The organism is Desulfogranum marinum, assembly GCF_016918565.1.
Taxonomy (GTDB): domain Bacteria; phylum Desulfobacterota; class Desulfobulbia; order Desulfobulbales; family Desulfobulbaceae; genus Desulfogranum; species Desulfogranum marinum.
Genome location: NZ_JAFFQD010000029.1, coordinates 64,307 through 73,342, shown reverse-complemented (window position 1 = coordinate 73,342; position 9,036 = coordinate 64,307). Strand labels below are relative to the sequence as shown.

Here is a 9,036-nt window from a genome sequence, read left to right as displayed (position 1 = left end):
GAAATAGTTAATCAAGTAATTTTAGCGACTTACTAAAAAAACTTTACCAGGAATCGTAAAAAGAGCATCCCTTAAAAGGCGATTTTCTCTTACTAAATCAAATAAATAGCTTCTCGCGGACAGACACTATCTAGTGTCTGTCCAGAAATGAGGATTTTCGCTTAAGTTCAAGGCGTGCGATAAATTTTACCACAGGCATATAACTAATATTCCGAGGATAAAATTTTGAGCACAACGCCGAAATTAGGTGAAAAGGCCATTTGTGGACAGGCACTATCTAAGCAGACACGGGATTGACGAATTTAATCTGTCTACCGGGTGGTAAACGGCTGATTTTCATGGGTAATAAAAATTTTACACGGGACCGGTCGCCTGGAAATGCATTGCATCCCGCCCCCAAAACGCTCCAGCTGCCAGCCACCCTTCTTGCGCAAAACACTCCATCACTTCAATCGGCATTTTCGCATTAACCGGCCAGGAAGTTTTATTTCCATTTTTACCGGCATTGATATCAATAGCGTTCATCCACGCATGCATAGACCAAGAAGTTGCACTACCCCGTTTCTTCCGCGGGTTATACACGCCATTATAAACAAGTATCCCCGCAGCCTCTCGTGCCCCATCATCAGGGTAAATTGTCGCCAGCTTTTGAAAAACACGCTGTAAACTGTCAGCACACTTTTCATGCACCAGTAACGAGGTAACGGGAGTTTGATCATAATAAATTGTAAACGGAAGTTTGATTCTCTTGCTTGGTGGGGTGTACCCATCCTTTTCCCCATGTGGTCCAAAAAAATCCAGAAATCCGGATGAACCTTCAGCCGGAAATGGATGTGGGACAGGCATCATATTTTTGAGGTGATTTTGGCAGGCTGCAATGCTTTTAGGTCCCCAAAACCCATCTACCACAGTACCTATGCGCTCTTGAACATGAAGAATCTCAATTCTATTCATTGTGGGCATACCTCTGTTTTTTTGAACAAATATACCTCTCTCCTCGCAGTGCCTTATTTTTTCATTGACGAGGCAATACCGGAAGAGTCCGGGCCGAAAAGGTAGAGCTTTCAACGAGGCTCCCCCTGCCAACCTGCAATGCAAAAAAAATGCCACTAGTGGCCATCGACTCTCAAGGGCAGTTTCCACCAGGAGGACAGGTTGGGAGTCAAACAGAAGGATGAAAAATCCACTTTTTGGTTCATATCCACCAAAACTGGTGGTTCATATCAAGCAGGTGGTTCATACAAAAAATTTATTCACAATCAAGGAGATATAAATGGGAACCAAATTATACAGTTCGCCCCAGGTACCCTTGTTTTTCCTTATTTGAACGGGATTTTCAAGGTGACATGGAGTAAGTTCGCTCACTGGTATTTCATCAATAAAAAATACACACGCCCTTTTCCCTGCGAGATATCTGTAAATGACAAAACCTGAAAGCCCTCTGCTCACTTATATAGCCCTCATGCTGGCGGTTCTCTTTTGGGGCCTCTCTTTTGTGGCCACCAAGGTCGCGCTGCAGAGCTTTACACCTTTCTGCCTTATCTTTTTCCGTTTTTTCGCGGCATCGCTTTTTTTTATTGTCCTGTTCCGGCGAACCGGCTTTCAACCGCTCAGTAAACATGACCTGAAATTATTGCTGCTGCTTGCAGTGATGCAGCCGGGACTCTATTTCACCTTTGAAACCTTCGGCTTACAGTACACATCTGCCACCAAAACCTCGTTGATCATTGCAACCATACCGGTAGTGGTTTTATCCCTGTCAGCTCTTCTGCTCAAGGAACGGATCAGATTACTAAATCTTATGGGAATCATGCTCTCTCTGTTCGGGGTTTCGCTCTTAGTGTTTGGCAGCGGCGAGCAAGAGGAGCTGGGAGGCATGCTGATTGGCGACCTTCTCATCTTTGGAGCGGTCCTTTCCGCTTCGGCTTATATGATCATGACCAGACGTTTAGGAGCGAACATACCTTCGAGACAGATTACCGGCATGCAGATTATCTTCGGAGCAATGCTCTTTTTCCCGGCCTTTGTGTACGATTTACCAAAATTCAATCCCCAGGCTGTAACCAGTGAGGCTGTCATCGCCGTAATAGGGCTAACCCTTTTCGCTACTATCGGAGCCTTTCTCTGCTATAATTATGCCCTAACCAAAATCCCTGCGACCAAAGCCTCAGTCTGTATTAACGCTATTCCGCTGGTAACGGCCTTTGGTGCATGGGCACTCCTCGGCGAGTCATTGACCATGGTGCAACTCTGTGGAGCCGGAATAGTCCTCTTCGCGGTATTTTTGGCAAACCACACACGCACACCGGGGAGGAAAAGCAAAAGCGGTACCATCGTAGTTTAACCCCAAAAAACAATACGTTATTCCTCTGTACCATTTACAGCACCCTCAACAGAATCAACAGGATGCCCGGATGCTCACTCTCCTTTCCTCAGTCATCCCACCTCCAACATAATGACAAATGACAGTAATTATGTGCTGATCCTATGAGTCTGTTGATTTACTAGGGCTTTCGTTCAAGGTCAGGTAAGCGAAGACTCCGAGGCATGCTTAAAAAAAAAACCACAGGCATATAGTTGATATCGGAGTCTTCGCTTACCTCCGAGGATTATTTTTTCAGCATAACGAGGTAAGCGCTAGACTCCGAGAGATTGGGCGAAAAGACAGTAAATCAACGGGCTCATCCTATAACGCACAGCTTCTTGTTGAACATCCACGGTACCCGCCGTTAGTTTGTCCTCGCTGTCACTCCATTCTAAAAATTCCCGGTAAAGTCACCCAATATTTCCGGCTTGTGGAAATGCTTCCAGATGGCGTTATGCCCTTTCACCTTCAGGAAAACTACTGTTCAAGATTCCCACAATATACGACAAGAAACTTGTTTTAGCCTTTATTTATGTGGTATCGTTTATAAATTTAAAATAACATTGATTATCTGTAACTAGTCAACACTATTTCAACTCTCCATTATCTGCCCGTTCAGCAAACCTATATATCGAAGTCGGGGCTTATCTGCTGATTCGGTCAGCTTGTGGTTATTTGGAGCACTGCTAAACATGCACAGTTCGGGGTGGATTGACAGTTTTTAGATATTCGCTGAATGGTTACGATTATCTTTATAAAAACCGTCTCCTGACTCGTTCCGATAAAAGTTACTCTCTAAGAACCCTTAACCCTGCAGAGAATGTGCCATGAGATTGAAAACCATCGGTTTGATTGCCTGCTTGACCTCCTTGTTATTCGCTTGTAGTGGTGAGCAAAAAGATACTCCACCTCCTCTACCGCCCCCCGATGTATCGGTCTTCGAAACCAAAGCCCAGGAAGTCCCTCTCTTTCAAGATTTTGTTGGCCAGACTGCCGGACTTAAAGACATTGCTATCCGCGCCAGGCTGGAAGGTTTTCTCGAAGGTATACATTTCCAGGAAGGCTCAGAGGTAAAAAAAGGTGCACTGTTGTACACCCTGGAAAGCCAGCCCTTTGAAGAAAAAGTTGCCACAAGGATGAGTCAGGTTGCCGAGGTCAAGACCAATCTGGCGAAAACCAAAGGGGATCTGGATCGAATCAGGCCCCTTGCAGCAATAAATGCCGTCAGCCAAAGTGATTTGGATGCTGCCGTTGCCGCTTATGAAGCAAACCTTTCTTCCCTGGATGCTGCCAATGCCACCTTACGGTCAGCTCAGATTGAATTGAGTTATACCAAAATCTACTCTCCCATTGACGGCATCATTGGCAGGACCAAAGCCAAAGTTGGAGATTTTGTCGGGAAAGACCCCAATCCGGTGATCTTGAACACGGTATCCCAAGTGGACACAATTCTTGTCAACTTTTTCATTACAGAGACGCAGTACCTGACACTGGCTAAACATATTGCCGAACAAAAAGGGAAGCAACAGGATCCCCTTGAAGACAGTCTTGAGCTGATTTTAATCAACGGTGAGGTGTACAACCACAAAGGTCGCCCCGATTTCATCGACAGGGAGGTGGATAGCACCACCGGCGCCATGCTGGTCCAGGCATCCTTCCCTAACCCTGAAAAACTGCTGCGGCCAGGCCAGTTTGCCATAGTGAAGACCAAAGTAATGGACGTTAACAATGCCATTTTAATTCCCCAACGTTGTGTCGTGGAATTACAGGGATTGTTTAACGTGTTTGTGGTTGATGAGAGTAACAAAGTGGAAACCAGGGAAATTAAGGTCGGCCCCAAAGTCGGCTCCATGTGGCTGATAAGCGAAGGACTCCAGCCTGGGGAAAAGGTGGTTTTTGAGGGGCTGCAGAAAGTCAAAGACGGCATCACCGTCAACCCCACCATCGCAGATGTCAAATCAACTAAGCAGGATAAGACGTGATCAGCCATGGGTGATTTTTTCGTAAGAAGGCCCATTGTGGCCATGGTAATGGCCATTTTTATGGTCATCGTAGGGGTCGTATTTCTCAGTGGCTTGCCCATGGAGCAATACCCGGACATCACCCCCCCCATTGTGGAGGTGAGAGCCACGTATACGGGGGCTAATGCGGTGAGTGTTGAGCAATCTGTTGCCACTCCGCTTGAGCAACAGATTAATGGTGTGGACAACATGATCTACATGAAATCCACCAATGCCAATGACGGCACTATGACCATCCAGGTCTCTTTCGAAGTGGGCACCGATCCGGACATGAATACGGTCTTTACCCAGAATAGGGTTGCCGCAGCCACTGCCAAACTACCGCCAGAGGTCACACGCATGGGAGTGACCACGGAAAAATCCCTGCCTAACATTCTCATGCTGATCGCCCTGACGGCAGAGGACCCTCGTTTTGATCAAAACTTTCTTGGCAATTACTCCCTAATCAACATCAAAGATATTCTTTCCCGCATCAAGGGTATCGGCAGGGTAAACGTTATCGGGGCCAGTGACTATTCCATGCGCATCTGGATAAAACCCGATCGGTTGGCCTACCTTGGCATAACAGTACCAGAAATAATGGATGCCATTCAGGCACAAAATGTGGTCGTTCCCGGGGGTAAGTTCGGTGCCGAGCCCGCTCCTCCAGGTACTGAGTTCACCTATACCGTTCGCATGCCTGACCGCTTGCAAAGCGAAAAAGAATTTGGAGAAATAGTCATCCGGACCACTCCGGAAGGATCTCAGGTAAAACTCAAGCATATTGCCAGAATCGAACTGGGTGTGGAGACCTATAATGCCTTCACTCGCTTGAACAGCGATGCCTGCGCCATGATTGCCTTGTACCAGGCGCCAGGCTCTAATGCTGTTGCCCTGGCAGAGACAGTGAAAGCGACCATGGCTGAGCTGTCTAAATCTTTCCCCAAAAGTATGCGTTATGATATCTCTCTGGATACCACTACAGCCATTACCGCTGGTATTGATGAGATTATCGAAACGCTGTTTATCGCACTGGGCCTGGTGGTACTCGTTGTGTATATCTTTATTCAGGATTGGCGAGCGGCTCTTATTCCCACCATCGCCATTCCTGTTTCTCTTTTGGGCGCCTTTATCGCCTTCCCCATCATTGGCTTTACCATCAACGTTCTCTCCCTTCTTGGGCTGGTGCTGGCCATCGGTATTGTTGTTGATGACGCCATTGTGGTAGTGGAAGCCGTGCAGGTGAATATCGAGGCAGGCATGTCTCCCAAGGAGGCAACCAAAGCGGCCATGAGGGAGGTTACCGCCCCGGTTATTGCCACGACCCTGGTAATGGTAGCAATCTTTATCCCTGTCGCTGTCATGGGCGGCATCACCGGCCAACTCTACCAGCAATTTGCCATCACCGTCGCTGTGTCGGTTGTCTTCTCTTCAATCAACGCCCTGACCCTGAGCCCGGCCTTATGTGCTCTGCTTTTACGCAAGCAAAAACCCATCGGTGGCCCGCTCGGAGCATTCTTCCGAATGTTCAACACTGTTTTTGATAAAACCACTAAAGGGTATACCGGCTTAACCAAAATCGTGGCCCGCAGGATCGCAATGGGGCTGACTTTCATGCTGATACTCACCGGTGGCTTGATCTTTCTTAGTAAAGTGCTGCCCGGTGGGTTTATGCCCAGCGAAGACATGGGCTACCTGATGGTGAACGTCCAATTGCCCGATGCCGCTTCTTTGCAACGCTCTGATGTGGTGGTAAAAAAGGTTGAAGAAATCATCGGCAAGCACGAAGAGGTCGAATTTGTGACAGCAGCCACCGGTTTTAGCCTTATTTCAGGCAGCATGTCGTCCAATGCCGGTTTTGTTTTTGTTTCTCTTAAAGATTGGAGCGAACGAAAGAAAACAGCCAATGAACTGGTCGAAGCTTTAAATCGTGATTTTTTTACCCAGGTAAACGAGGCCCAGGTCTTTGCCTTTGGCCCACCGCCCATCCCCGGCCTCGGAAATGGATCAGGTTTTACCATGATGATGCAGGATAAAGGCGGCAACACTCCTGAGTACCTGGCAGATCAGACTGCTCAGTTTATCCAGACCGCACTTAAGCGCCCTGAAATCGGCTCCATGTTCACCACTTTCCGAGCCTCTGTCCCTCAGCGCTACATGGAAATCAACCGCGATAAAGTACTCAAGGCGGGTGTATCCCTTAATGATATCTACTCTACGGTCGGAGCCTTTCTTGGTGGCTCATATGTCAATGATTTCAACAGGTTTGGTCGACTTTACAAAGCCTACATTCAAGCAGAACCTGAATACAGAATTAATGAAAACAAAATCAATCTTTTTTTTGTACAAAACGGAAACGGCGAGCAGGTTCCCCTCAGTGCCTTTGTCACTATCAAGGATATCGCAGGCCCGGATTTTACCAATCGGTTTAATCTTTATCGCGCCATCGAATTAACCGGTGGCCCGGCGCCAGGCTATACGTCTGTTCAGGCGCTAAACGCTCTTGAAGAGGTTGCAGCCGATTCCCTCCCGTCAGATATGGGGTATGCCTGGAGCAATATGTCTTTTCAGGAGAAAAAATCTTCCGGTACGGCAAGCGTGGTTTTAGTATTCTCCTTACTCTTTGTTTTTCTCATTCTTGCCGCCCAATACGAAAGCTGGTCACTCCCTTTCAGTATTTTACTGGGAACCCCTTTTGCTATTTTCGGCGCCTTTGGCGCGCTTTACCTGGCACGTTTAACCAGCAACAGTTTTGAGCTCAATGTTTTTGCCCAAATCGCCCTGGTCATGCTCATTGGCATGGCCGCTAAAAACGCTATCCTGATCGTTGAATTTGCCAACATTGAATTTCATAAGGGACTGTCTCTGTATGACGCAGCCATCAAGGCTGCCAAGTTACGTTTCAGGCCAATACTCATGACCGCCTTTTCCTTCATTCTGGGAGTACTTCCCCTGGTGATGGCATCGGGGGCAGGGGCTGAGGCGCGCATTGTTATGGGGATGGCACTGCTTGGCGGAATGGCACTGGCAACATCTTTGGGAGTCTTTTTCTATCCTATGCTTTTCGTTTTCATCGGAAAAGTTGCCGGGTACGAGAAAAAAAGAGAGATGCAAAAGGAGCAGGTGTAAACACAATGAATACACACACAAAGACAGGCAAGGGTTGTACATTCTTTACTCTAGTCCTTTCACTTTTTTTCTCGGCCTGTACGTTAGGGCCAAATTTTACAGAGCCAATTACCGCCACTCCTGATGCGTATCGAACCCAAATTATGCCGGCCGACCCCATCAATGATCTTCAATGGTGGGAACTCTTTAAAGATCCACTGCTCTATTCTTTAGTGACAACGGCTCTGGAAAACAACCGCGATGTTAAAATCGCTATCAGCCGTATTGAGCAGGCTCGAGCCAACCTGGGATTTGTGCGCGCTGATCAATACCCGCGCGTCGATATAGATGCAGGAGCCACAACCGGCAATTTCAGCGGTGGTACACGATCCGAGGACACCAACTCCACCGTCTACCTTGCAGCTCCACTGAGCTGGGAATTAGACTTTTGGGGAAAATTCAGTCGTTCAACTGAAGCTGCACGGGCTGAATTGATGGCATCGGAATATGGTCTCAAGACTATCCAACTGACCTTAATTGCAGAAGTGGTCACCAACTATTATCAACTGTTGGATTTTCATCGTCGTTTAAATATTTCTGAAGAAACACTCGCCTCGCGTATTGAAAGCCTTAACATCATTCAACAACGATTTAATAAAGGAATTATTGCTGAGCTCGATGTTAATCAGGCCCAGATCCAAAAGGAGATCGCCGCCGCGGCCATACCGCTCTACAAGCGCTCTATCGCAAAAACGGAAAATAATTTGAGCATATTGCTTGGCCGCTTACCGAGTCCTATTGTTCCGGAGCAGAACCTGGGTGTAAATTTTCAGGCCCCAAAAATTCCGGTTGGTTTACCTCCTGCCATACTCGAGCGTCGTCCTGATATCAGCCAGGCCAAATACCTGCTCAAAGCACAAACTGAAAACATTGGTGTTGCCGAGGCATTGCGGTGGCCGGCAATTTCCCTGACCGGCACTTTGGGCGTTGCCAGCAGCGAGTTGAGCTCTATCACCATTGATGGCGGCGTGTGGTCAGTGGGCGGAAGATTGCTGGGTCCTCTGTTTGATTTTAACAAAAACAAAAGACGGGTGGAAATTCAGGAACAAAAAACGAAAGAAGCCCTTTTCCAGTACGAAAACGTTGTCCTCACTGCCTTTAGAGAAGTGGATGATGCTCTGATGGAAATTGCAACCTATCGTAATGAGTTAGCTGCTATCGATCGTCAGTTGAAAGCTTCACAGAATGCCACCAATTTATCCAAAGAAAGGTATGATAAGGGGGTGAGCAGTTATCTGGAAGTACTGGATACAGAACGAACTCTTTTTTCCACAGACTTACAACAATCACAATTGCAGCAGCAATACCTTAACGCCTATGTCAATCTGTATAAAGCTCTGGGGGGTGGTTGGATAACCAAAGCAGATCGGAACCACAAAACTTCTCCGGTTGCTCCAACTATATTTTAACAGAGCCTGTTACATGTTGGCACCCGTTAAGAGCTTGAGAGAATAACAACTCCAGCCTAAAGTGCAGAGCCGCTCAGAAAAAAAACAAAAAGAC

At 47.2% G+C, this 9,036-nt stretch carries 5 protein-coding genes; 4 read left to right on the top strand and 1 reads right to left on the bottom strand.

All coding sequences use genetic code 11. The annotated features are described in order from the left end of the window. Positions 1–354: 354 nt before the first annotated feature. Positions 355–954 (bottom strand): M15 family metallopeptidase, encoded by a 600-nt coding sequence (locus JWH17_RS15685; protein WP_205223578.1) that lies wholly within the window; start codon positions 952–954, stop codon positions 355–357. A gap of 466 nt (positions 955–1,420) precedes the next feature. Here JWH17_RS15685 and JWH17_RS15680 point away from each other — a divergent pair, with 466 nt between their 5' ends. From JWH17_RS15680 to JWH17_RS15665, 4 genes are all read left to right on the top strand, one after another. After that, positions 1,421–2,344: a DMT family transporter gene (locus JWH17_RS15680; protein ID WP_205223577.1), complete on the top strand. Its 924-nt coding sequence runs from the start codon at positions 1,421–1,423 to the stop codon at positions 2,342–2,344. Between the two features lie 848 nt (positions 2,345–3,192). Beyond that, positions 3,193–4,347 carry an efflux RND transporter periplasmic adaptor subunit gene (locus JWH17_RS15675; protein WP_205223576.1) on the top strand — a complete coding sequence of 385 codons (1,155 nt, stop codon included), beginning with the start codon at positions 3,193–3,195 and terminating at the stop codon, positions 4,345–4,347. A 6-nt stretch (positions 4,348–4,353) separates the two neighbouring features. Continuing rightward, positions 4,354–7,494, top strand: coding sequence for an efflux RND transporter permease subunit (locus JWH17_RS15670; protein WP_205223575.1), 3,141 nt, complete (start codon positions 4,354–4,356; stop codon positions 7,492–7,494). A gap of 5 nt (positions 7,495–7,499) precedes the next feature. Next, the gene (locus tag JWH17_RS15665) at positions 7,500–8,942 is read left to right on the top strand and encodes an efflux transporter outer membrane subunit (protein WP_205223574.1); all 1,443 of its coding nucleotides are present in this window, start codon (positions 7,500–7,502) and stop codon (positions 8,940–8,942) included. The last annotated feature ends 94 nt before the right edge of the window (positions 8,943–9,036 follow it).

Coding starts and splice junctions, on each gene's coding strand:
- JWH17_RS15685 (WP_205223578.1), bottom strand. CDS start 954: ATGAATAGAATTGAGATTCTTCATGTTCAAGAGCGCATAGGTACTGTG.
- JWH17_RS15680 (WP_205223577.1), top strand. CDS start 1,421: ATGACAAAACCTGAAAGCCCTCTGCTCACTTATATAGCCCTCATGCTG.
- JWH17_RS15675 (WP_205223576.1), top strand. CDS start 3,193: ATGAGATTGAAAACCATCGGTTTGATTGCCTGCTTGACCTCCTTGTTA.
- JWH17_RS15670 (WP_205223575.1), top strand. CDS start 4,354: ATGGGTGATTTTTTCGTAAGAAGGCCCATTGTGGCCATGGTAATGGCC.
- JWH17_RS15665 (WP_205223574.1), top strand. CDS start 7,500: ATGAATACACACACAAAGACAGGCAAGGGTTGTACATTCTTTACTCTA.